Below are 23,569 nucleotides of genomic sequence, written 5' to 3' on the forward strand. Positions count from 1 at the left end.
GCCTGAACAAACGTTATGTCAGCGAGGTGCGCCGACCGGACGACGTGCGGGTTGCTCGCAGCAGTTGAGCGCGCATCGATCACCGTTCGCCGTCGAGCCGTAACGGGGGACGCTACCGATCCCACGGGGAGAGGTATCGCCGACGTACTCCCCCACCAACTCGACGACCATCTTCGCGAACCGCGGATCCGTGCCCGGCGTGGCCACGCGCGCGAAAGCCATCGACAGTTCGGCTGCCTTGTCGCGTGCCTCGGTGTCGAGATCCCACACCACCTCGAGGTGATCGGACACGAAGCCGACCGGGCACACGAGAACCGCGTCGACGCCCTTGTCGGACAGAGTCTGGAGATGGTCGCAGATGTCCGGCTCGAGCCACGGGACCTGAGGTGGTCCGGACCGCGACTGCCACACCAGGTCGTAGTCCTGGAAACCTGCTCGTTCGGCGGCCAGTCGGGAGGCGTCGGCGACTTGCCTGCTGTACAGGTGCCCGCCGTCCTCGGGCGGCCCCGCGTTCGCGTCGGCGGCGCTGGGAATGGAATGTGCGGTGAACACGAGTCTCGCGCCTGCACGTTTGTCGGCCGGCAACTGTTCCAGCGCGACGGTGATCGCGTCGGCGAAGGAGTCGATCATCAGAGGATGATCGTAGAACTGCCGGATCTTGACCAACTCGGGTGCGCTACCCCCTACCGACCGACGCGCACGCGCGATGTCCTCGTGGTACTGCCTGCACCCGGAATATCCGCCCCATGCGGACGTCGGAAACACCAGCGCGCGGCGGACCCCGTCCGCGGTCATCCGGCCGACCGTGTCCTCGACCATCGGATGCCAGTTCCGGTTGCCGAAATACACCGGTAGGGGGATAGAGGCCGATGCCAATTCGGATTCGACCGCCGCGATGATGTCGCGGTTGAGTGAATTGATGGGAGAGACCCCACCGAAATGCATGTAGTGCTCGACCACCGCGTCGAGGCGCTCGGGTGGTACCCCGCGTCCACGGGTGACGTTCTCGAGGAACGGCCGGACATGTGACGGGTCCTCTGGGCCACCGAAGGACAGGAACAGCAGCGCGTCGAAACCATCGACACCACGAGAGTCGGTCATCGGTCCATTGTGCGCCCGGGGAGGATGTGACCGAACACGCCCCTCCCCGGGCGTACGAACAGAAAAATCAGACGTTGTCCGGCAGGTACGTGTTGTGGCTCGCGCCACCGTCCACGTAGATGATCGAGCCGGTGGTGCCCGGCAGCCAATCGGACAGAAGCGCAACGATCGACTTGGCAACTGCCGTCGGGTCGTCGTAGTTCCAGCCGATGGGCGATGCACCGTCCCAGTACTCGTTGAGCTGCTGCATCTTCGCGGCGTCACCCGTAGCCGTTCCGGCGATGGCCTTGGCGGCCAAAGTCCGGATAGGGCCTGCGGCAACGAGGTTGGAGCGAACACGCTTGGCCTGACCGACCTCGCGAGCGACGTACCGGTTGACCGACTCGAGCGCGGCCTTGGCCACGCCCATCCAGTTGTAGTACGGCATGGCGGTGCGCGGATCGAAGTCCATTCCGACGATCGATCCTCCCTCGTTCATGACGGGGAGCACAGCGCGGGCCAGCGAGGCGTAACTCCATGCGGAGATCTCGAACGCACGCGAGGCGTCGGGGCCCGGCCCGTCCAGGAACGGCTTGGCGTCCGGTCCCATCAGAGTGCGCGGCGCGAAAGCGATGGAGTGCAGTACGCCGTCGACACCCTCGGGTGCGAGTTCACGAACGCGGTCGGCCAGAGCGGCCAGGTGCTCCTCGTTGGTTGCGTCGAGTTCGATCGCCGGGGGCACCGGCTGCGGGAGCCGCTGCGCGATGCGGTCGATCAAGCGGAGCCTGTCGAATCCGGTGATGATGACCTTCGCGCCCTGGTTCTGCGCCATCGCGGCAGCGTGGAACGCGATCGAGGCATCGGTGATGATGCCGGTCACGAGAATTGTCTTGCCTTCGAGCAGTCCGCCCATGTGTATTCCTTACAGATCGAATCGAAAAAGAGAAAACGAAGAAAATCAGTGACCCATGCCCATGCCACCGTCGACCGGGATGACCGCACCCGACACGTACGCGGAGTCGGGGCCGGCCAGGAAGCTCACGACGGCCGCCACATCCTCCGGCTGACCGAGTCGCTGCAGCGGAATGAACTCCTTCGCCTTGCTGCGAAGGTCGTCGGGAAGCTCGGCCGTCATGTCCGTTTCGATGAAACCGGGCGAGACGACGTTGGCGGTGATGGACCGCGACCCGAGTTCACGCGTGATGGACCGCGCCATACCGATGACGCCCGCCTTGGACGCGGCGTAGTTGATCTGGCCGGGTCCACCACCCAGTGCGACGACGGAACTGAGGAACACCATTCGGCCCCACCGGGCGCGCAACATTGCGCGGTTGGCACGCTTGGCAACGCGGAATGCACCGGTGAGGTTGGCGTCGAGAACTCTCTCGAACTGCTCCTCCGTCATGCGCATCAACAGTGTGTCGTCGGTGATCCCTGCGTTGGCCACCAGTACCTCGACGGGCCCTTGCTTCTCCTCGACCTCTTTGAACGCAGCGTCGACGGATGCAGAATCGGTGACATCGCACACGACGCCGAGCAGACCTTCCGGCGCGCCCGAGCCGCGGTGCGTGACGGCGACCTTGTGGCCGTCCGCGGCGAGCCGCTGAGCGATGGCAAGGCCGATGCCTCTGTTACCTCCGGTGACAAGTACGGAACGAGCGATGAAGTCGGGTGTGGACATGCCTGCAACCTATCTGTTCGTGCTGGAATGACAAAGCAGTGTTACTCATGAGTAATAACAGTGAATAGGTACGAATTCGGTAAATCAGGGCAAACGCTGTCGAAGTACCAAAGCCGTACCGAGCCCCGCCGCTGTGAACAGGACGCCGAGAATCAGCCACGGTCTACTCGCGTCGCCCCGAGTCATCTCGAAGCCGATCTGCTCTTCGAGAGTGTCGTAGACGGCCCGTAGTTCCTCCAAAGACGAGGCCGTGAAGAAACTGCCGCCGGACAGAGTGGCGATTTCCTTGAGCGACGGGTCGTCGACCGGCACCGGCACTCTCTCCGAACCCGATTCGCTCTCGATGTCGACGGTCCCGTAACTCGTTCCGAACGAGATGGTCGATATCGGTACGTCCTTCTCGGCAGCAGCACGCGCCGCGGTGTAACCGCCTCTCGGATCGTCCGGGTTTTCCGGCACCGTCTGCTTGCCGTCCGACAGAAGCACGATGCGGGCAGGTGGGGCAGCGTCCCCGCCGCCGAGTACCGCGCCCAGAGTGTCGATCGATTGCAGCGATGTGAAGATCGCTTCGCCGGTGGCCGTGCGCTCGCTGAGCTGAAGTTTGTCGATCGCCGCTTTGGTCGCTTCGCGATTCGCGGTGGGCGACACCAGAACCGAAGCAGTGCCGGCGAACGCCACCAATCCCAGATTGATGCCTGGAGTCAAACCGTCGGCGAACGATTTACCGGCTTCCTGCGCTGCCGCCAGACGTGACGGTTCGACGTCGGTCGCTTCCATGGACAGCGACACGTCGATCACGAGCATGACGGTTGCGCGATTGCGCGGAACCCGTTGATCCGACGTCGGGCCGGCCAGCGCGACGGTGAGCAGAAGCAGGCCCACCAGCACCAGAGCCGTCGGAACGTGCCGCCAGTATCCGGGCCGGTTCGGCGCTACCTTCTCGAGCAACTCCATGTTGGAGAAAAGCAGCGTGTTCTTCTGACGGCGACGCTGCACGACGACATATCCGGCGACGAGAGCGCCGACGACCAACAGAAACAGCAGCCACCACGGAGAGGTGAAGTCGGACAAGCTCACCGGCGACCCGCCCGTGCAGTGTTGGCGGCACTTGCCCCGAGCGTGTGCCTTCGCGAGGACACGAAGCGAACCACGTCGGCGATCCAGTCACCGTCGGTCCGCAATGTCAGGCGGGGCGCCCCACAACGGCGCAACACGCGTTCGACGTCGCTCCGGTGCGCTGCCGCGGCCTCCGCGAAATCCGCCCGCAATCGCGGGGTGGTGCTGAACTCTCGGGTGCGCCCTGATTCGGGGTCGTGCAGCACCACATCTCCTATGTCGGGAAGTTCGAGGTCGCGCGGATCGAGTACTTCGACGGCGAGGACATCGTGCCGCGCCGCGATGGCTCGCAGCGACCGTTCCCAGTCGATCGGCCCGAGGAAATCGCTGATGATCACCGCCATTCCGCGCCTGCGCTGCGGCCGCCGGAGCGACTCGATCGCGCCCACCAGATCGCCTCGGACACCGTCCGCTGCACTGGGAGTGGTCGCGATCGTCCGTAGCATCGACTGTGCGTGAATCTGCCCACCGCGCGCGGGAATTCGCGTCAGTGTGGAGCCGGTGGCAACGACCGCGCCGATCCGGTTACCGCCTCCCCCGGTCAGATGTGTGATCGCAGCGGCGGCAGCAACGGCGAGGTCGCGCTTCTCGCATCCGGTGGTTCCGAAATCGAGGCTTGCCGACAGGTCGAGAACCATCCACGTTTCCAGCTCCCGGTCCGCCACCGACTGGCGTACGTGCGGATGCGTCGTGCGTGCCGTCACCGACCAGTCCATCTGACGGACGTCGTCGCCCGGCTGATACTCGCGAGCATCCCCAGGCTCGGACCCGGGACCGGGGATCAACCCGAGGTGATCACCGTGCAGCACACCGTCGAGCCGACGCCGAACCGTCAGTTCGAGCGTCCGGAGCGCCGCGGCGAGCGACGGGTCCCGCAGCTCCCCGCTGCGGAAGGACGGAGGGCGAGCCGCGTGCCGCCGTACCGCACCTTCGGCCGGTCCACTCACTGCTTCTGGTTACCCGCGGTCGACTCGTTGCCGGCCGGCTGTTGCCCCTGCTGGCCCTGATGAACCTGCTGACCCTGGGGTGCACCGTTACCTGGTCCTGGTCCCTGCCCGCCCGGCGCCGGGAACTGACCTGCGTGCGGATGCGGTTGCTGCTGAGGCGGTTGCGGCTGGTGCGGTTGCGGCGCCTGCGCGAACGACGGCTGCTGCGCAAAGGGTGGCTGCTGGGAGTTGGGGCTGTGCTGCGGGTTCGGAACCGGCGGCGGTGTCGGCTGCGGCCCTCCTCCGACGGCTTGCGGCGCGACCTGCGGAAGCCCGACGGTCTGCAGGACGCGAGTGATGACGTCCTCCGGCGTGACCTCGTCGGCGAGAGCGTCGTAGGACAGGACGAGCCGGTGCCGGAGCACGTCGGGAATGACCTCGAGGACATCCTGCGGAACGACGTAGTCACGTCCGCGGAGCAGTGCAAGTGCACGAGACGCCGAGATGATGCCGAGCGTCGCACGAGGGGATGCACCGTAAGCGATCCAACTGGCGACGTCGTCGAGACCGAGCTGCTCCGGTGTTCGAGTTGCCGCGATGACTCGGACGACGTAATCGACGAGAGCGTGATGCACGAAGACGTTGCTCGCGACTTTCTGCAAGCGGACGAGCTCAGCCGGGTCGAGTATCTGCTTCGGCGTGGGGACCGCGGTTCCCATCCGGTAGACGATCTCCCGCTCCTCCTCGACCGACGGGTAATCCACCACGATCTTGAACAGGAATCGGTCCCGCTGGGCTTCCGGAAGCGGGTACACGCCTTCGTTCTCGATCGGGTTCTGTGTGGCCATCACCAAGAACGGATCAGGCATCGGGAACGTCTTGCCGCCGATGGAGACGTGCCGTTCGGCCATCACCTCGAGAAGCGCGGACTGGACCTTGGCCGGGGCACGGTTGATCTCGTCCGCCAGTACGAAATTGGCGACGACAGGGCCCAGTTCGGTGTCGAACTCCTCGCGTCCCTGTCGGTAGATGCGGGTACCGATCAAGTCCGTCGGCACCAGGTCCGGGGTGAACTGCACACGAGAGAACGAACCGCCGACCACCTTGGCGAACGTCTCCACGGCGAGCGTCTTGGCCACTCCGGGAACGCCCTCGAGCAGAACGTGTCCGCGGGCGAGCAACCCGACGAGAATACGCTCGACAAGCCGATCCTGGCCGACGATGACGCGCTTGACCTCGTACACGGCCTTTTCGAGAATGCGTACGTCCTGCTGCAGATCGTTCACGGCATCCACCGAAGCGTTCCGCTCCGTGGTCTTCGGTTCGGTGCCGTGCGAAGCACTTACGTTCGACACTCCCCCGTTCGATCCGTCGCCCTTCGACAGGTCGGCCTTCGATGCGTCACCGTTCGACACGCCGTCACGTGATGCCACCAACAATCCACCGCTTCCACTCGACATTTCGCGGGCACGTTCCTCCATGTCCGCCACCAACTATTGCAGGTGACGACGGAATGCGCCGACGGTCCCGCCCCAGGCTACCGGCGCGCACGGGCGAGCCTATCGGTACTGCGGTCAGGAGACCATGCACACCGATTCAGGAGACCATGCGCACTGCGTACGGGGTCATACCGTCGTACCGGACCGGCGAGACCTTCACGACGCTGCCGGACTGAGGGGCCTCGAGCATCTTTCCGTCACCGAGATACAGCGCGACGTGCTGGCTCGCGTTCGGACCGTAGAACAGCATGTCTCCGCGCTTCATGTCCGAGGACGGAACCTGTTTGCCCGCGGTGTACTGGTAACCGGTGTAGTGCGGGAGTGAGATCCCCAGACCGGCGAACGCGTAGATCATCAACCCGGAGCAGTCGAAGCCGACCTTGTTGTAGTCGCCGTAACTGTCGGCGACACCTCCGTCACGGATTCCCTTGGTCGGCCCGTTCTCGTCTCCACCTCCCCACGAGTAGGGCACACCCAACTGCGACATTCCGCGATCGATGACCAGTTCCACTGCGGCACTGCCGGTCAGAGATGGATTGCTCTGCCCACCGCTACGCGGCTTCTTCGGTGTCGTGGACGTGGACGGCGACGGGGTTGAGTCCGAATCGTCGATGTCGGTGTGCGAGCGTTGGCCGGCGGCTGCGGCCGCCGCTGCTGCCGCAGCCGCCTGGTTCGCGGCGACGCGTGCAGCGGCCTGTACGGCTGCGTCGCGCGCGGCGGCTGCAGCTGCCGCGATCGCGGCGTCCTCGGCCGCCTTCTGCTGCTCCCATGCGGAGTACGCGTCGCGCTGGCCCTCCAATCCTGCGACCTCGGATCGCGCGGAGTCCAGTTGTGACTGCGCGGAATCGCGTTGAGCCTCGATCGCCGTCTTCTGCTCGGCCTGGGCGGCGAGGGCTGCACGCGCGGTGGCAATGGCGTCTTCCGCCGCGGCCTTCTTGTTCTCCGCGTCGCTGGCAGCGGCGTCGGCCTCCTGCTTGGACTCACGGGCGGCGGAATCCTTGTTCGCCTGCTCGGTGCGTGCACGTTGCAAGCCATCGAGAACCGCATTCTGGCTGGACGACAACACCTTGAGGACCTGCGCTCGGTCGAGTACATCGTCCGGCCCGGTCGACCCGAGGAACGACGAGATCGATGCCACGCCCGTGCCCTGCGTGTAGCTCGACACCGCGAAATCGTTGAACTTGGTTTGAGCAGCTTGAATCTGTGTACCTGCGTCGGCGAGTGCCTGCTGTGCGACGCCGACCAGTTGCGCGGCGACGTCGGCAGCATCACGGGCATTCTGCAGGTCGACGAGCGCCCGGTTCACGTCCTCGCGTTTGATCGCGACATCGGCGTCGAGCTGAGCAAGTTGCTGATTGGCTGCGGCTACCTGGTTGATCAGTTCACCGACCGCACCGAGCTGCTGCTCCACCCGTGTGCCGGCAGCGGCGATGTCCGAGTCGGACGGATTCGGCGGAGGTGGTGGCACCGCCGCGGCAGTGCCGGACACGGCACCGAGCAGCGCTATCACCAGTCCGGACCCGACCAGTAGTCGTGCAGTGGCAGAGAACGCTCCACGGCGAATGCCGCGATCAGCTCGACGCCTCACAAAAAGTCTCCCTCGGTCCCGGCGCTCGCGACCGCTTCACGAGGAAGCAGCCGACGCCGGACGGACCGGCTGGACAGCCTTCCCCAGATGTCCTCGTCGTTCCGCCGGGCAGGGAGAGAGCACGCAGCACCACGTCAGATGCAGACCACGCCGGTCACACCCGAAGCATCGGCCACCCGAGGCAACTCGGATACACCTCTGCCCTCTGCGACACTCCTTCCCCAGCAGTGCCAAAGGCACCGTACGACACTTTGAGCACTAAGGAAACTCCAGTCACAAATGACACATTTGTGATTTCAGCTGTGAAAACGCGCTGAACTCGGGCGTTCGCCCGAAACATTTTTTTCGACTTTTTCGCGCGCTGCGCGAGCAACCCTCGGAGAGGGTGACCGTCAGGCCTGAGGGGCCGTCGACGAGGGCGTGTCGGCCGCCGATCGCCGCCGCTTGATCTTGACCCAGGCGGTGGCCGCGGACGCACCGGCAACCACGACGAGAATGACGGCAGTGATTGCGGTCCAGGGTGCACTCGGCTCGATCAGGGTGTCGACGAAGTTGTCCGCGGCGACCACAGGATCACCGGTGTACGTGCGGTCTTGACCGGCTTCGAGAACGACTCGGCTGACACTGTCACTGAACGAGCCCACCTGATTCGGACTCAGCACCAAGACTGTCCCGCCGTCCTCGGCGCCGACGGCAGTGGCGAGATCGCGCAATTGCGAGTCGTGCCGCGGGTTGTCCTCCACCACGACGATGGACAGATCGATGCCGTGTTCCTCGGCGCGGTCCACTGCGGACTCGAGTCGGCTCTCGATCGAAGCCGGTGCACTGACGCCGGTCGCCGCGACTTCCGCGACGATCGTGTCGACGTCGACGCCGGGAGGTACGTCGGCCGACATCGGCGTGAAGGCAAGACCGGGTACAGGCATCAGAAAGGTTCCAGTTCACTAGCTGCGTCGGGACGGTCGAGCGCCCCGTCACACTCGGGGTCACGAGCGTTTCCGACGTTGTGGGTGATCGGAGCGCGCTCGACGAACGAACACTACGTGACGCCCCGGCCGACGGGTTCGCGACTTACCGGGAGACTCGCCTGCGAGTGAGGTTCCCCTGCATTGCGTAGCCAGGTTCGCTGGACGAAGATCGACTGTCGAGGGCCGTCGACCAGCAATGTAGGCTGCCCTTCGTTTTCAACAGGACAAGCGTACTGTTAGACTCGACCGCGAGACGAACAAGCCAGCGGCACATGCCTGCGAGGTGCGTCTCGCTTCAACCGTCGACACAGCCCCGTCGGCGGTGTGCCTCAAGACGAGTGGAGCTGAAGTGACCGCCAGTAATGATTCGTTCGGTGCAAAGGGCACCCTCGAAGTCGGAGACAACTCCTACGAGATCTTCCGCCTGTCAGCCCTCCCTGGCGCCGAGAAGTTGCCCTACGCACTGAAGGTTCTCGCGGAGAACCTCCTCCGCACCGAAGACGGTGCCAACATCACCGCCGACCACATCCGTTCGATCGCGTCGTGGGACCCCTCGGCCGACCCGAGCATCGAAATCCAGTTCACCCCCGCCCGCGTCATCATGCAGGACTTCACCGGCGTTCCTTGCGTCGTCGACCTCGCAACCATGCGTGAAGCAGTGACCACTCTCGGCGGCGACCCGAACAAGGTCAACCCGCTCTCGCCTGCCGACATGGTCATCGACCACTCGGTCATCCTCGATGTCTTCGGTCGCGCCGACGCGCTCGAGCGCAACGTCGACCTCGAGTACGAGCGGAACGGCGAGCGCTACCAGTTCCTTCGCTGGGGCCAGGGCGCGTTCGACGACTTCAAGGTCGTCCCCCCCGGCATGGGCATCGTCCACCAGGTCAACATCGAGTACCTCGCCCCCACCGTCATGACCCGCAAGGGCCAGGCCTACCCCGACACCTGTGTCGGCACGGACTCGCACACCACGATGGTCAACGGCCTCGGCGTGCTCGGTTGGGGCGTCGGCGGCATCGAGGCCGAGGCGGCCATGCTGGGCCAGCCCGTCTCCATGCTCATTCCCCGCGTCGTCGGCTTCAAGCTCTCCGGCGAGATCCAGCCAGGCGTGACCGCTACCGACGTCGTGCTCACTGCAACCGAGATGCTCCGTAAGCACGGTGTGGTCGGCAAGTTCGTCGAGTTCTACGGCAAGGGCGTCTCCGAGGTTCCGCTGGCGAACCGCGCGACCCTGGGCAACATGAGCCCCGAGTTCGGTTCCACCGCGGCGATCTTCCCCATCGACGAGGAAACCATCAACTACCTGCGCCTCACCGGCCGCAGCGACGAGCAGTTGGCACTCGTCGAGGCGTACGCCAAGGAACAGGGCATGTGGCACGATCCGGACAAGGAGCCGGTGTACTCCGAATACATCGAGCTGAACCTGAGCGACGTCGTTCCGTCGATCGCCGGACCGAAGCGCCCGCAGGACCGCATCCTCCTGTCGGACTCGAAGGTGGCCTTCCGCAAGGACATCCACAACTACGTGGAGGAGAACTACCCGACGGACCACACCCAGCTCGACGAGGCCATCGAGGAGTCTTTCCCCGCGTCCGACCCGGCGACGCTGTCCTTCGCCGACGACGGAGCAGTCGACGTCCAGTCGGCCGCGTACGGCTCCGAGGGACGCCCGAGCAAGCCCGTGCGCGTCGTCACCGACGAAGCAGGCGAATTCGTGCTCGATCACGGTGCGGTCGTCGTCGCAGGCATCACGTCCTGCACCAACACCTCGAACCCGTCCGTCATGCTCGGCGCCGCACTGCTCGCGCGCAACGCCGTCGAGAAGGGCCTGTCCACGAAGCCGTGGGTCAAGACCAACATGGCACCCGGTTCGCAGGTCGTCACCGACTACTACGAGAAGGCAGGGCTGTGGCCCTACCTCGAGAAGCTCGGGTACTACCTCGGCGGATACGGATGCACCACGTGCATCGGTAACACCGGCCCGCTGCTCGAGCCGATCTCCAAGGCCATCAACGACAACGACCTCTCGGTCACTGCTGTGCTGTCGGGCAACCGCAACTTCGAGGGTCGCATCTCCCCCGACGTGAAGATGAACTACCTCGCGTCGCCTCCTCTCGTCATCGCCTACGGCCTCGCGGGCACCATGGACTTCGACTTCGAGTCCGATTCGCTCGGCACCGACCACGAGGGCAATCCCGTCTACCTGAAGGACATCTGGCCGTCCTCGCAGGAGATCGAGGAGACCATCCAGTCCGCGATCAGCCGGGACATGTTCAGCAAGTCCTACGAAACGATCTTTGCCGGGGACAGCCGCTGGCAGAACCTGTCGACCCCCGAGGGCGACACCTTCGAGTGGGACCCGAACTCCACCTACGTTCGCAAGGCGCCGTACTTCGACGGCATGGAGATGGAGCCGGCTCCGGTCAAGGACATCAAGGGCGCCCGCGTCCTCGCACTGCTCGGCGACTCGGTCACCACCGACCACATCAGCCCGGCAGGTCCCATCAAGGCCGGTACACCTGCAGCCCAGTACCTCGACTCCCACGGCGTCGAGCGCAAGGACTACAACTCGCTCGGATCGCGCCGCGGTAACCACGAGGTCATGATTCGCGGAACCTTCGCGAACATCCGCCTGAAGAACCAGCTCCTCGACGACGTCTCGGGCGGATACACCCGCGACTTCACGCAGGAAGACGGTCCGCAGGCGTTCATCTACGACGCGTCGCAGAACTACCAGGCTGCAGGCATTCCTCTCGTCGTCCTCGGCGGCAAGGAGTACGGTTCGGGCTCGTCGCGTGACTGGGCTGCCAAGGGCACCTCGCTTCTCGGTGTCAAGGCCGTGATCACCGAGTCGTTCGAGCGAATCCACCGTTCCAACCTCATCGGTATGGGCGTCGTTCCGCTGCAGTTCCCGGCAGGCGAAAGCGCGAAGTCGCTGAAGCTCGACGGTACCGAGACGTTCGACATCGTCGGCGTCGAGAAGCTGAACGAGGGCGTGACGCCGAAGACCATGGCTGTCACAGCCACCAAGACCGACGGAACCAAGGTCGAGTTCGACGCAGTGGTGCGCATCGATACCCCCGGCGAGGCGGACTACTACCGCAACGGTGGCATCCTGCAGTACGTGCTGCGCAACATGATCCGCGGCTAGACGCCACTGGATTTCGATCCCTGGAGGTTCCATCACCGACCAGGACAGCAGAACGCGCACGACCACCACGCGTCGGGCTCATGCCCGGCGACTGCGGTGCTCGTGCGCGTTCTGCGCTTGCCAGCAGGTCCCCCGTGCGCACCGTCCGTGCGCACCGGCAGTCCGACGAAGGAGGCGTGCACGTGCCCAAGGTCAGTGAAGACCAGTTGGCCGCGCGGCGCAGCGAGATTCTCGACGGCGCACGCAGGTGCTTCGGTGAGTTCGGCTACGAAGGTGCCACCGTTCGACGTCTCGAAGAGGCCACCGGCCTCTCCCGCGGCGCGATCTTCCATCACTTCAAGGACAAGGACGGTCTGTTCCTGGCTCTCGCGCGGGAAGACGCTCGCCGTATGGCCGAGGTCGCCGCCGGCCAAGGTCTGGTCCAGGTCATGCGCGACATTCTGGAGGAGCCGGATCGATTCGAATGGCTGGGAACGAGGCTCGAGATCGCCCGACGCCTGCGCACCGATCCCGAGTTCAGGAACAGCTGGTCTCAACAGTCCGCCGAACTGACGGACGCCACGCTCGCCCGCTTGGAGCGGCAGAAGACAGCCGGCCGCCTACGGGACGACGTCGCGCCGGACGTCATGGTCGAGTACCTCGATCTGGTGCTCGACGGCCTGGTCGCGCGAATCGCATCCGGTCAGGACGGTCACAATCTTGCTGCGGTGCTCGACCTCGTCGAGGAATCCGTTCGTAAGCCCGACACCGCCGGCTGATCGAGTGCTACCCGACTCACCCCGGGAGACGACGCACTGCGGGTTTTCGGTTGGGCCCGCCGCGTGATCTGAGGACGGTGCCGGACTCCCCCAGCACCTTGTGCACGAACCCGTACGATCTGCCCGTTCGCACGGCCAGAGATCGAATACTCGCCCCGGCCTCGTATTGCTCCTTCAGCGAGGACTGCAATCGATCACGCGAATCCCCGGTTATACGAGCACCTTTCACGTACGTGGACTTTCGGGCTCGTTCCTTGGCCATGGGATCCTCCAGTCAGCCACGAATGTGCTCGCTCACCGAAATTCCCCCGCGGATTCAGGGTAGAGGACAGAGGACGCCCGGCATGGCCGAACGCGTCGAACTCGATCACGCGAGCTGAATCAGCTCCAGGTACTCCTGTGACCAGTGATCCTCGGTGCCGTCGGGAAGAAGAATGACGCGTTCCGGTGACAGCGCTTCGGCAGCACCCGGATCGTGCGTGACGAGCACGACGGCACCCTTGTAACTCCGCAAGGCGTCGAGCACCTGCTCGCGCGAGATCGGATCGAGGTTGTTGGTGGGCTCGTCCAACAGAAGTACGTTCGCCGCCGACGAGACCAGACCGGCCAGTGCCAGACGGGTCTTCTCACCGCCGGACAGAGTCCCCGCGGGCTGCTCGAGTTGAGGGCCGGTGAACATGAACGCACCGAGCAGCGAACGAAGTTCCTGCTCGCCCGTGTCCGGAGCCGCGTGCCGAATGTTCTCCCACACCGACGCGTTGTCGTCGAGGGTGTCGTGTTCCTGAGCGAAATATCCGACGCGCATGCCGTGGCCCGGTTCGATGTCGCCCGTGTCGGCTTTCTCCGTGCCGGCGAGGATACGGAGAAGAGTTGTCTTGCCTGCGCCGTTCAGCCCGAGTACCACCACACGGCTTCCTCGGTCGATGGCGAGATCGACGCCGGCGAAGATTTCGAGGGATCCGTACATCTTCGTGAGGTTCTTGGCCATCAGCGGAGTCTTTCCGCAGGGCGCGGGCTCCGGGAAGCGAATGTGCGCAACCTTGTCCGATACCCGCTCGGCGTCCAGATTGGCCAACAGTTTGTCAGCGCGCTTCGCCATGTTCTGCGCTGCAACGGCTTTGGTGGCTTTCGCGCCCATCTTGGCGGCCTGTACGCGTAGGGCACCCGCCTTCTTCTCCGCATTGGCACGTTCGCGACGACGACGCTGTTCGTCCGTTGCCCTCGCGTCGAGGTACTTCTTCCAGTTCATGTTGTAGATGTCCGCTTCGCCGCGCACCGCGTCGAGGAACCACACACGGTTGACCACGTCGCCGAGCAGTTCCACGTCGTGACTGATCACGATCAGCCCGCCCTCGTGGTTCTGCAGAAAACCGCGGAGCCACGTGATCGAATCGGCGTCGAGGTGGTTTGTGGGCTCGTCGAGCAGAAGTGTGGTGGTGGAGCGGCCGCCGCTACCGTCCGACGCGGCGAACAGAATGCGGGCGAGCTCCACGCGACGGCGCTGTCCTCCGGACAGCGTGCGGAGCGGTTGGCCGAGGATGCGATCCGGCAACCCCAGGCTGTTGGAGATTCGGGCAGCTTCGCTCTCGGCCTCGTAGCCGCCGAGCGAAGCGAATCGTTCCTCGAGCTCGCCGTACTTGCGTACCGCGCGGTCCAGGCGATCCTCGTCGGCCGTCTCGGCCATCAACGCCTGCTGCTTCTCCATCTTGTGCAGCAGCGTGTCGAGTCCGCGCGCGGACAGCACTCGATCCTTCGCGAGAACGTCGAGGTCTCCCTCTTTCGGGTCCTGCGGTAGATAGCCCAGCTCACCGGTACGTACGACGGAGCCCGCGTACGGCTCGCCCTCGCCGGCCAGGATGCGCAAGGTCGTGGTCTTGCCTGCACCGTTACGACCGACGAGCCCGATCCTGTCGCCGGCCTGTACGCGAAGGGCTGGTCCTGGCGCCGAGAGCAACGTGCGGACACCGGCACGAACTTCGAGGTCGGTGGCGGTGATCACGCGTGGGCTCCTTGGACTGGGAAGACAACAGGGCATGCAAGTCGATCGGTTGTTCCCCCGCACCATGTGCACGGCGAGGACTCGAAGACAGAGCAACCACTCATTTTAGACCGTCGAACGGCGTGCTCCGACCACCCGCGACAGTGACACCGGTAACGTCTCGCCCATGACAGCCGCGAACACTGCACCACGCAAGGATCTGACCGGAAGAACCGCTCTGGTGACCGGCGCCAGCCGGGGAATCGGCAAGGCAATCGCCGCCGAGTTGCTCGGGCGCGGTGCGAACGTTGCGATCACCGCCCGCAAACCGGAACCGCTCGCCGACGCCGCCGGCGAACTGCAGGCCGCGGCACCCGATGGCGCGAAGGTGCTGACCATCGCCGGTAACGCAGGTGACGCGGATTCCCGTCGAGACGCAGTCGATCGGACCGTCGCCGAACTCGGGTCCTTGGACATTCTGGTCAACAACACCGGCATCAATCCGGTGTACGGGTCGTTGATGGAAGCGGACCTCGCAGGCGTCAAGAAGATCTTCGACACCAACGTCGTCGCGACTCTCGGGTTCGTGCAGGAGGCGTACCGAGCCTGGATGAAGGAGCACGGCGGCGCCGTCGTCAACCTCGCCAGTGTCGCCGGTATCCGGTCGACCGGTGTCATCGCGGCGTACGGGGCGTCGAAGGCCGCACTGATCAGGTTGACCGAGGAACTTGCCTGGCAGCTGGGACCGACAATTCGCGTCAATGCGGTCGCCCCCGGCGTGGTGAAGACGAAATTCGCCGAAGCACTGGTCGCCGGCGGCGAGGACACCGCGTCGGCCGCGTACCCGCTGAGGCGTTTGGGAGTCCCCGAGGACGTGGCGTCGTTGGTCGCGTTTCTCGTATCGGACGAATCGTCGTGGATCACCGGCGAGACCGTGCGGATCGACGGAGGTCTCCTGGCCACCGGAGGGCTGTGAACGCCTCTCGTTCCGCCGATGTCGTGGTGATCGGACTCGGGCCGGCCGGTCGTGCGCTGAGTACGCGAGCATCTGCGGCGGGCATGACGGTGATCGCTGTGGACCCCCATCCCGAGAGGGCGTGGACGCCGACCTACTCCGCGTGGTCGGACGAGCTTCCAGGGTGGCTGTCCCCCGACGTCGTGGCCACCAGAACGTCGAGCCCCACCGTGTTCACCACGGCTCGCCTGTCGATCGAGCGGCCGTATTGCGTACTCGACACGCCTGCGCTGCAGCGCAGTCTCCGGTCCGACGGCGTGCAGGAGGTGCAGGCACACGCCGAGTCCGTCAGCGCGAATGCGGCGACCCTCGCCGACGGCACGGTATTACGCGCCGGAACGGTCGTCGACGCTCGTGGAACGATCGGCGAGGTGGGCCTCGCCGAACAGACAGCGTTCGGCATCATGGTGCCGAGAGATGTCGCATCGCCCGCGCTCGACGGCGTCGACGCATGGTTCATGGACTGGCGCCGCGACAACGGTGCGGCACCGACCGATGTCCCCAGCTTTCTCTACGCGGTGTCACTCGACGCCGAGACCGTATTGCTCGAGGAGACCTGCCTGGTGGGAAGGCCGGCACTGAGCTTCGCTGTCCTCGCGGAGCGCCTGAGGACTCGGCTGCGGAACAGAGGGGTGATCGTCTCGGGCGCCGAGCCGGTCGAGCGGGTCCGATTTCCCGTCCAGCCGCCACCGAGGAACGGCGCTGAACGTGGAGTGGTTCGTTTCGGAGCCAGGTCGTCGATGATGCATCCTGCCACCGGCTACAGCGTCGCGGCTTCGCTCAGCGCCGCAGACGAGGTGGTCGACTTCATCGGGCGAGGTGAGCGAATGGGCTCGCTGTCGATCTGGGCGGTACAGAAGCTGCGCAACCTCGGACTTCGAACCGCCCTCGGACTCGAACCGGAGCTCGTTCCACACTTCTTCGCGAGCTTCTTCGATCTGCCGGTTCCGCTGCAGCGCGCCTACCTGTCCGGTCGGGCAGATCCGAAGGGCACCGCACTGGCGATGACCCGCATGTTTCCGACGCTGCCCACCGCGGCCAGGATTGCCATTGCGCGAACAGTTGCAGGCCGATAGTTTTCTGCCCATTGGGGTCGACTGACGCACGTATCTCGTGAATCATGAACCCCATGCGTTCCATTTGGAAGGGATCGATCGCCTTCGGGCTCGTCAACGTCCCGGTGAAGGTCTACTCGGCGACCGAGACACACGACATCAGGTTCCACCAGGTGCACGCGAAGGACGGCGGCCGCATCAAGTACGACAGGGTGTGTTCGGAGTGCGGTAACTCGGTGCAGTTCGCGGACATCGACAAGGCCTACGACTCTCCCGACGGGGAACGCGTCATTCTCACCGACCAGGACTTCGACAAATTGCCTGCCGCGGAGAAACACGAGATACCCGTGCTCGAGTTCGTTCCGACGGACCAGATCGATCCGATTCTCTTCGACAAGAGTTATTTTCTCGAACCCGATTCGTCGTCCCCCAAGGCCTACGTGTTGCTGCGCCAGACTTTGCTGGAAACCGAGCGAACAGCGCTCGTGCACTTCACTCTCCGGCAGAAGACGCGTTTGGCCGCTCTGCGCGTACGCGACGACGTACTGGTGATTCAGACCCTGCTCTGGCCCGACGAGGTTCGCGCCGCCGAGTTCCCGTCGCTCGAAGACGCCCCCGGCGCGCGCCCACAGGAAGTGAAGATGGCGACGTCGCTGGTGGAAAGCATGTCGTCGGATTTCGATCCGACCGAGTTCACCGACGACTACCAGATCGAACTCCGCAAACTCATCGACGACACGATCGCCAACGGTGGCGAGAAGGTGATTCAGACCGACGAATCGTCGTCCGACGACGGTGAGGACGCCGAGGTGGTGGACCTGGTCGCCGCGCTACAGCGGAGTGTCGAAGCCGCGGGCAAGAACGCGAAGAGTTCCGGCGGTTCCTCGGAACCCGCGAAGAAGACGGCCGAAAAGAAAGCGCCGGCCAAGAAAGCCACAGCCAAGAAGGCACCCGCAAAAAAGGCGGCAGCCAAGAAGACTGCCGCCAAAAGTACTCAGGCACGCAAGGGCGCCTGAGTACCTCCTGCTCCGTGAGCTCTGTTTGTGGGAGCTCTGTGTTTGAGAGCTCTGTGTTTGAGAGCTCTGTGTTTGAGAGCTCTGTCGCTACACGGTGAAGCCGAGTGCCCTGAGCTGCTCACGACCGTCGTCGGTGATTTTGTCCGGGCCCCACGGCGGCATCCAGACCCAGTTGATCTTCAGGTCCGAGCACAGGCCGCTGCGAACGAGCGCACCCCGCGCCTGATCCTCGATGACATCGGTCAGCGGGCAGGCCGCCGACGTCAGCGTCATGTCGATCGTGACGATTTCCTCGTCGTCGATCTTGATGTCGTACACGAGACCCAGGTCGACGACGTTGATGCCCAGTTCGGGGTCCACGACGTCACGCATCGCTTCTTCGAGATCCTCGAGGACCTTGATCTCCTCGGGGGTCAACGGCGCAGGCGCCTGGGCGCTCTCCGTCGTCTCTGTCACGGTGGTGTCAGTTTCGGTCATTCTTGTCGTCCCTACGATCGTGCGGGTTCAGCAGGTCCCGCTGTCTTCTCGTTCACTGTCGGGCTCTCGTCCACTATTCGAACAACCGCGTCCTTGAAAGCCATCCATCCCAACAACGCGCACTTCACGCGCGCGGGATACTTCGACACACCAGCGAAAGCGATTCCGTCACCGATGACGTCTTCGTCACCTTCGACGGTACCCCGGCTGCCGACCATCTCGTTGAACGATTCGACGATCTTCAGCGCGTCACCCACCGACTGCCCGACGACCTGATCGGTCAGCACGGACGTCGACGCCTGACTGATCGAACATCCCTGCCCGTCGTAGGACACATCGGCAACGGTGCCGTCGTCGGAGATGTGCACGCGAAGTGTCACCTCGTCGCCACACGTCGGATTGACGTGATGCACCTCGGCACCGAACGGTTCACGTAGGCCGCGGCCGTGCGGATGCTTGTAGTGATCGAGGATCACCTCTTGATACATCTGCTCCATACGCATCAAGCACCCCCAGCCTCTCGGGTCACTCCTGCATGCTCCGCTCCCACCCCGAAGAACGTCTGCGCCCGGCGGATTGCGTTGGCCAGCACAGCGACCTCGTCGACGGTGTTGTACAGAGCAAAGGATGCTCGTGCGGTTGCGGCGACACCGAACCTACGGTGCAGTGGCCAAGCGCAGTGATGACCGACTCTGATGGCAACGCCCTCGTCGTCGAGGATCTGCCCCAGGTCGTGGGCGTGGATCCCGTCGACGACGAACGACACTGCAGAGCCCCGGTTCACGTTCTCGGTCGGCCCGATCACGCGCACACCGTCGATCGCGGCGAACTCGGCCAATGTGGCTGCCACCAGCGCTTTCTCGTGTGCAGCAATGGCGTCGATTCCGATGCGCTCGAGGTACTGCACTGCCGCGCCGAGTCCGACGACCTGCGATGTCATCGGCACGCCCGCCTCGAACCGCTGTGGCGGAGGCGCGTAGGTCGTCTTCTCCATCGTCACGGTCTCGATCATCGAGCCGCCGGTGATGAACGGCGGCATGGCATCGAGGAGCTCACGCTTGCCGTACAACACACCGACCCCGGACGGACCGAGCATCTTGTGCCCGGAGAACGCCGCGTAATCCACGTCGAGCGCGTGGAAGTCGACGCTCATGTGCGGAACCGACTGGCACGCGTCGAGTACGACGAGCGCACCCACGGCTCGCGCTCGCCTCACCAACTCCTCGACCGGCGCTACCGCGCCGGTGACGTTGGACTGGTGGGTGAACGCGACGACCTTCACGCGCTCGGTCAGTTCCAGCGAATCCAGGTCGATACGACCGTCGTCGGTCACGCCGTACCACCGCAGTGTCGCACCGGTTCGTCGTGCGAGTTCCTGCCATGGAACGAGGTTGGCGTGGTGCTCGAGCTCGGTGATCACGATCTCGTCGCCAGGACCGACTCGGCGGTCGAAGCGGTCGTCACCGAGCACGTGCGTCACCAGATTCAACGACTCGGTCGCGTTCTTCGTGAACACGACCTCGTCCACGTCGGAACCGACGAAGGATGCGATCAGCGCGCGAGCACCCTCGTACGCATCGGTGGCTTCTTCGGCGAGTTGGTGTGCGCCGCGGTGTACGGCCGCGTTGCACGTGACGAGGAAGTCCCGCTCCGCGTCGAGAACCTGCACCGGGCGCTGCGACGTAGCGCCGGAATCCAGGTACACCAACGGTTTGTCGTCACGAACGGTCCTCGCCAGGATCGGAAAATCCGCGCGGATCGACGTGACGTCGAAAGCGCTGTCTTTCAGAGCAGCCGGCGCGACCATTTTCACGCTCCTGTCGGTGCAGCCTGAGTGAACCCTGCGTAACCGTTGGCCTCGAGCTCGTCGGCGAGCTCTGCCCCACCGGACTGAACGATCTTGCCGCCGACGAACACGTGCACGAAGTCCGGCTTGATGTAGCGCAGGATGCGGGTGTAGTGAGTGATCAGCAGCACACCACCGTCCTCGCGCTCCTTGTACGTGTTCACGCCCTCGGAGACGACACGGAGCGCATCGACGTCGAGCCCGGAGTCGGTCTCGTCGAGGATCGCGATCTTGGGCTTGAGCAAGCCGAGCTGCAGGATCTCGTGGCGCTTCTTCTCGCCGCCCGAGAATCCTTCGTTGACACTGCGCTCGGCGAACTCTTCTTTGATCTCGAGTTCGCCCATCGCGGTCTTGACCTCTTTGACCCAGTGGCGGAGCTTGGGTGCATCACCGCGCACGGCAGTTGCCGCGGTGCGCAGGAAGTTGGACATCGAGACGCCGGGAACCTCGACGGGGTACTGCATCGCGAGAAAGAGCCCGGCGCGAGCACGCTCGTCGACGCTCATCTCGAGAACGTCCTCGCCGTCGAGAGTGATCGTTCCCGACGTGACGGTGTACTTGGGGTGTCCAGCGATGGCGTAGGACAGCGTCGACTTCCCGGATCCGTTGGGACCCATGATGGCGTGCGTCTCACCGGAACGCACCGTGAGGTCGACACCATTGAGGATGTCGATCGGCTCTGCGGTGGCATCGGAGTTCGCGACGCTGACGTGGAGGTCGCGGATTTCGAGCGTGGACATGAAATTTCCTTACGAAGTTCGTTGAATGACTAGGCGCCGGTGACGGCGAGTTCGGTCTCGATCGCGGCGTCGAGACGCTCGCGGACCGCAGGAACCGGAATGCGATTGATGATCTCGTGGAAGAACCCGCGCACGATCAAGCGTCGTGCGGCATCCTCGGAGATTCCGCGAGCGCGTAGGTAGAACAGCTGCTCGTCGTCGAAACGTCCAGTGGCGCTTGCGTGCCCGGCACCGAGAATCTCGCCGGTCTCGATTTCGAGGTTGGGAACCGAATCGGCGCGTGCACCGTCGGTGAGCACGAGGTTGCGGTTGAACTCGAACGTCGAGGTGTCCTCGGCTTCGGCGCGGATGAGGACGTCGCCGATCCAGACGGTGTGTGCGTCGACTTTCCCCGGTCCTGCTTCACCTTGCAGGGCGCCCTTGTAGAGGACGTTGGACTTGCACTTCGGCGCGGTGTGGTCCACCAGCAGCCGCTGCTCGAGATGCTGTCCGGCGTCGGCGAAGTACAGACCCAGTAGCTCGGCGTCGCCGCCCGGAGCGTCGTAGTGCACCGTCGGGCTGACTCGGACGAGATCGCCGCCGAGGCTGACGTTGAAGTGCCGCAGCACTGCGTCACGACCGAGGCGGGCGTGGTGTGCCGCGACGTGCACTGCGTCGGATTCCCAGTCCTGGATCAGCACGACCGTGAGCTTCGCGCTGTCGTCGACCACGAATTCGATGTTCTCGGCGTACGTTCCACTACCGACCTGATCGATGACGACGGTCGCGACGGCGAACTTCTCGAGCCGGATCTGCAAATGCCCGTAGGCGATCGCGTCGGCACCGGGGCCGGTGACGGTGATCTCGATGGGCTCGGCGACCTCGTTCTCCGAGGCGACGGTCACGACCGTCGCGTCGGAGAACGACGAGTACGCCTGCGCTGCAATGCGATCGGCGGGCACACCGGCCACACCGATCCGAGCGTCGTCGCGGGCTACGGTCTCGACGGTCACGCCGGCCGCGTCGGACACCGCGATGTTCGCGCCTGCCGTGGACACCGCCGAGCCGTCGTGGAGCCCACGGAGGCGTCGCAGCGGCGTGAACCGCCACAGCTCGTCACGACCGGACGGAACCTCGAACGCGTTCACGTCGTAGGAGGTAAACTGGGCGCCCTTGTTGGCGACCAGCTTGGACTTGTCTTCGCGAGCCGGGTTCTCCGACGTCACTGCGTCGATCACACCGTTCGCGGGTACCGCTGGGTTGCTCACTTAACCGACCGATCCTTCCATCTGAAGCTCGATGAGCCGGTTGAGCTCGAGCGCGTATTCCATGGGTAGTTCGCGGGCGATCGGCTCCACGAAGCCGCGGACCACCATCGCCATGGCCTCGTCTTCGGTGAGACCGCGACTCATCAGGTAGAAGAGCTGGTCGTCACTGACCTTCGACACCGTCGCCTCGTGGCCCATCGACACGTCGTCTTCACGGATGTCGACGTACGGGTAGGTGTCCGAGCGCGAGATCGTATCGACCAGCAGCGCGTCGCACTTCACCGTCGAACGCGAGCCGTGCGCACCCTTGTTGATCTGGATCAGACCGCGGTAGGAGGTACGTCCGCCACCGCGAGCCACCGACTTGCTGACGATGTTCGACGACGTGTGCGGCGCGAGGTGCAGCATCTTGGAACCGGTGTCCTGATGCTGGTCCGGTCCGGCGAACGCGACCGACAGAACCTCACCCTTGGCGTACTCGCCGGTCATCCACACGGCCGGGTACTTCATGGTGACCTTGGAGCCGATGTTGCCGTCGATCCACTCCATCGTCGCACCTGCTTCTGCCTTGGCGCGCTTGGTGACCAGGTTGTACACGTTGTTGGACCAGTTCTGAATGGTCGTGTAGCGGCAACGACCACCCTTCTTCACGATGATCTCCACGACCGCCGAGTGCAGGGAGTCCGACTTGTAGATCGGCGCCGTGCATCCCTCGACGTAGTGCACGTACGCGCCCTCGTCGACGATGATCAGCGTCCGCTCGAACTGCCCCATGTTCTCGGTGTTGATGCGGAAGTAGGCCTGCAGCGGGATGTCGACGTGCACGCCGGGCGGCACGTAGATGAACGATCCGCCGGACCACACTGCGGTGTTCAACGCGGAGAACTTGTTGTCACCGGCAGGAATCACGGTGCCGAAGTACTCACGGAACAGCTCGGGCTGCTCCTTCAATGCCGTGTCGGTGTCGAGGAACAGCACGCCCTGAGCCTCGAGATCTTCACGGATCGAGTGGTACACGACCTCGGACTCGTACTGCGCTGCGACACCGGACACGAGGCGCTGCTTCTCTGCCTCGGGGATGCCGAGCTTGTCGTACGTGTTCTTGATGTCCTCGGGCAGGTCGTCCCACGTGGCTGCCTGCTTCTCGGACGAACGCACGAAGTACTTGATGTTGTCGAAGTCGATGCCGTCGAGGTCGGAACCCCAGTTGGGCATGGGCTTGCGGTCGAAGGTCTTGAGCGCCTTCAACCGAGCCTCCAGCATCCACTCCGGCTCGCTCTTCTTCGCGGAGATGTCCCGCACTACGGCCTCGGACAGGCCTCGCTGCGCGCTCGCGCCTGCGACGTCCGAGTCCGACCAGCCGTAGCCGTAGTTGCCGAGCGAGGCAATGGTCTCGTCCTGAGTCATCGGCACTGCTGGTGTCAC

The 23,569-nt window shown here is 64.5% G+C and carries 21 protein-coding genes; 5 read left to right on the forward strand and 16 right to left on the reverse strand.

Features of this window, described 5'->3' with window-relative positions; genetic code table 11:
* Nucleotides 1–18: 18 nt before the first annotated feature.
* From CH289_RS22740 to CH289_RS22775, 8 genes are all read right to left on the reverse strand, one after another.
* Nucleotides 19–1,101: a ferrochelatase gene (locus tag CH289_RS22740; RefSeq protein WP_019666322.1), complete on the reverse strand. Its 1,083-nt coding sequence runs from the start codon at nt 1,099–1,101 to the stop codon at nt 19–21.
* Nucleotides 1,102–1,168: 67 nt separating this feature from the next.
* A complete protein-coding gene (gene inhA / locus CH289_RS22745) occupies nt 1,169–1,993 on the reverse strand; it encodes an NADH-dependent enoyl-ACP reductase InhA (RefSeq protein ID WP_020110096.1) in 825 nt (274 codons plus the stop codon).
* Nucleotides 1,994–2,038: 45 nt separating this feature from the next.
* Entirely contained in the window at nt 2,039–2,761 is a 723-nt protein-coding gene (gene fabG1, locus CH289_RS22750; protein ID WP_019666324.1) for a 3-oxoacyl-ACP reductase FabG1, read from the reverse strand.
* Nucleotides 2,762–2,845: 84 nt separating this feature from the next.
* The gene (locus tag CH289_RS22755) at nt 2,846–3,838 is read right to left on the reverse strand and encodes a VWA domain-containing protein (RefSeq protein WP_019666325.1); all 993 of its coding nucleotides are present in this window, start codon (nt 3,836–3,838) and stop codon (nt 2,846–2,848) included.
* Nucleotides 3,835–4,824: a DUF58 domain-containing protein gene (locus CH289_RS22760; protein WP_020110097.1), complete on the reverse strand. Its 990-nt coding sequence runs from the start codon at nt 4,822–4,824 to the stop codon at nt 3,835–3,837. Before CH289_RS22760 ends, CH289_RS22755 begins: the two co-directional genes overlap by 4 nt.
* The gene (locus CH289_RS22765) at nt 4,821–6,263 is read right to left on the reverse strand and encodes an AAA family ATPase (protein WP_442978511.1); all 1,443 of its coding nucleotides are present in this window, start codon (nt 6,261–6,263) and stop codon (nt 4,821–4,823) included. The genes CH289_RS22760 and CH289_RS22765 overlap by 4 nt, the downstream gene beginning before the upstream one ends.
* 136 nt (nt 6,264–6,399) lie before the next feature.
* Entirely contained in the window at nt 6,400–7,890 is a 1,491-nt protein-coding gene (locus CH289_RS22770) for an NlpC/P60 family protein (protein WP_020110099.1), read from the reverse strand.
* Between the two features lie 392 nt (nt 7,891–8,282).
* Entirely contained in the window at nt 8,283–8,816 is a 534-nt protein-coding gene (locus CH289_RS22775; RefSeq protein WP_020110100.1) for an Rv1476 family membrane protein, read from the reverse strand.
* A gap of 391 nt (nt 8,817–9,207) precedes the next feature.
* Between CH289_RS22775 and acnA the strand changes: the two genes are divergently transcribed.
* Complete coding sequence (gene acnA / locus CH289_RS22780; RefSeq protein ID WP_026348000.1) at nt 9,208–12,012, forward strand: aconitate hydratase AcnA; 2,805 nt, start codon at nt 9,208–9,210, stop codon at nt 12,010–12,012.
* Between the two features lie 182 nt (nt 12,013–12,194).
* Nucleotides 12,195–12,770: a TetR/AcrR family transcriptional regulator gene (locus CH289_RS22785; RefSeq protein WP_026348001.1), complete on the forward strand. Its 576-nt coding sequence runs from the start codon at nt 12,195–12,197 to the stop codon at nt 12,768–12,770.
* 16 nt (nt 12,771–12,786) lie between these two features.
* Here CH289_RS22785 and CH289_RS28820 read toward each other — a convergent pair whose 3' ends face one another.
* Both CH289_RS28820 and CH289_RS22795 read right to left on the reverse strand, forming a co-directional pair.
* Nucleotides 12,787–13,032, reverse strand: coding sequence for a helix-turn-helix domain-containing protein (locus CH289_RS28820; protein ID WP_020110102.1), 246 nt, complete (start codon nt 13,030–13,032; stop codon nt 12,787–12,789).
* Nucleotides 13,033–13,137: 105 nt separating this feature from the next.
* Nucleotides 13,138–14,769, reverse strand: a complete 1,632-nt coding sequence (locus CH289_RS22795) for an ABC-F family ATP-binding cassette domain-containing protein (RefSeq protein ID WP_019666332.1) — start codon at nt 14,767–14,769, stop codon at nt 13,138–13,140.
* Nucleotides 14,770–14,935: 166 nt separating this feature from the next.
* Here CH289_RS22795 and CH289_RS22800 point away from each other — a divergent pair, with 166 nt between their 5' ends.
* From CH289_RS22800 to ku, 3 genes are read left to right on the forward strand one after another with little or no spacing between them, the layout of a single operon-like run.
* Complete coding sequence (locus tag CH289_RS22800) at nt 14,936–15,724, forward strand: SDR family oxidoreductase (protein WP_019666333.1); 789 nt, start codon at nt 14,936–14,938, stop codon at nt 15,722–15,724.
* Nucleotides 15,721–16,839 (forward strand): lycopene cyclase family protein, encoded by a 1,119-nt coding sequence (locus CH289_RS22805; protein WP_020110103.1) that lies wholly within the window; start codon nt 15,721–15,723, stop codon nt 16,837–16,839. Before CH289_RS22800 ends, CH289_RS22805 begins: the two co-directional genes overlap by 4 nt.
* Nucleotides 16,840–16,892: 53 nt before the next feature.
* Entirely contained in the window at nt 16,893–17,834 is a 942-nt protein-coding gene (ku, locus tag CH289_RS22810; RefSeq protein WP_020110104.1) for a non-homologous end joining protein Ku, read from the forward strand.
* Nucleotides 17,835–17,921: 87 nt separating this feature from the next.
* Here ku and CH289_RS22815 read toward each other — a convergent pair whose 3' ends face one another.
* The 6 genes from CH289_RS22815 to sufB are packed head-to-tail and all read right to left on the reverse strand — an operon-like array spanning nt 17,922 to nt 23,551.
* Nucleotides 17,922–18,311, reverse strand: a complete 390-nt coding sequence (locus tag CH289_RS22815) for a metal-sulfur cluster assembly factor (protein WP_019666336.1) — start codon at nt 18,309–18,311, stop codon at nt 17,922–17,924.
* 11 nt (nt 18,312–18,322) lie between these two features.
* Nucleotides 18,323–18,814, reverse strand: a complete 492-nt coding sequence (sufU, locus tag CH289_RS22820; protein ID WP_020110105.1) for a Fe-S cluster assembly sulfur transfer protein SufU — start codon at nt 18,812–18,814, stop codon at nt 18,323–18,325.
* Complete coding sequence (locus tag CH289_RS22825) at nt 18,814–20,118, reverse strand: cysteine desulfurase (protein WP_020110106.1); 1,305 nt, start codon at nt 20,116–20,118, stop codon at nt 18,814–18,816. The genes sufU and CH289_RS22825 overlap by 1 nt, the downstream gene beginning before the upstream one ends.
* A gap of 2 nt (nt 20,119–20,120) precedes the next feature.
* The gene (gene sufC, locus CH289_RS22830; protein WP_020110107.1) at nt 20,121–20,897 is read right to left on the reverse strand and encodes a Fe-S cluster assembly ATPase SufC; all 777 of its coding nucleotides are present in this window, start codon (nt 20,895–20,897) and stop codon (nt 20,121–20,123) included.
* Between the two features lie 29 nt (nt 20,898–20,926).
* On the reverse strand, nt 20,927–22,144 hold the full coding sequence (sufD, locus tag CH289_RS22835; protein WP_020110108.1) for a Fe-S cluster assembly protein SufD: 1,218 nt from the start codon (nt 22,142–22,144) through the stop codon (nt 20,927–20,929).
* Entirely contained in the window at nt 22,145–23,551 is a 1,407-nt protein-coding gene (gene sufB / locus CH289_RS22840) for a Fe-S cluster assembly protein SufB (protein WP_441347086.1), read from the reverse strand.
* Nucleotides 23,552–23,569 lie beyond the last annotated feature (18 nt).

It is taken from the genome of Rhodococcus sp. RS1C4, from assembly GCF_002258225.1.
GTDB classification, from domain to species: domain Bacteria; phylum Actinomycetota; class Actinomycetes; order Mycobacteriales; family Mycobacteriaceae; genus Rhodococcoides; species Rhodococcoides fascians_E.

Coding starts and splice junctions, on each gene's coding strand:
- CH289_RS22765 (WP_442978511.1), bottom strand. CDS start 6,263: ATGTCGAGTGGAAGCGGTGGATTGTTGGTGGCATCACGTGACGGCGTG.
- CH289_RS22775 (WP_020110100.1), bottom strand. CDS start 8,816: ATGCCTGTACCCGGTCTTGCCTTCACGCCGATGTCGGCCGACGTACCT.
- ku (WP_020110104.1), top strand. CDS start 16,893: ATGCGTTCCATTTGGAAGGGATCGATCGCCTTCGGGCTCGTCAACGTC.
- sufC (WP_020110107.1), bottom strand. CDS start 20,897: ATGTCCACGCTCGAAATCCGCGACCTCCACGTCAGCGTCGCGAACTCC.
- CH289_RS22800 (WP_019666333.1), top strand. CDS start 14,936: ATGACAGCCGCGAACACTGCACCACGCAAGGATCTGACCGGAAGAACC.
- inhA (WP_020110096.1), bottom strand. CDS start 1,993: ATGGGCGGACTGCTCGAAGGCAAGACAATTCTCGTGACCGGCATCATC.
- CH289_RS22740 (WP_019666322.1), bottom strand. CDS start 1,101: ATGACCGACTCTCGTGGTGTCGATGGTTTCGACGCGCTGCTGTTCCTG.
- sufB (WP_441347086.1), bottom strand. CDS start 23,551: ATGACTCAGGACGAGACCATTGCCTCGCTCGGCAACTACGGCTACGGC.
- CH289_RS22815 (WP_019666336.1), bottom strand. CDS start 18,311: ATGACCGAAACTGACACCACCGTGACAGAGACGACGGAGAGCGCCCAG.
- CH289_RS22825 (WP_020110106.1), bottom strand. CDS start 20,118: ATGGTCGCGCCGGCTGCTCTGAAAGACAGCGCTTTCGACGTCACGTCG.
- CH289_RS28820 (WP_020110102.1), bottom strand. CDS start 13,032: ATGGCCAAGGAACGAGCCCGAAAGTCCACGTACGTGAAAGGTGCTCGT.
- sufU (WP_020110105.1), bottom strand. CDS start 18,814: ATGCGTATGGAGCAGATGTATCAAGAGGTGATCCTCGATCACTACAAG.
- fabG1 (WP_019666324.1), bottom strand. CDS start 2,761: ATGTCCACACCCGACTTCATCGCTCGTTCCGTACTTGTCACCGGAGGT.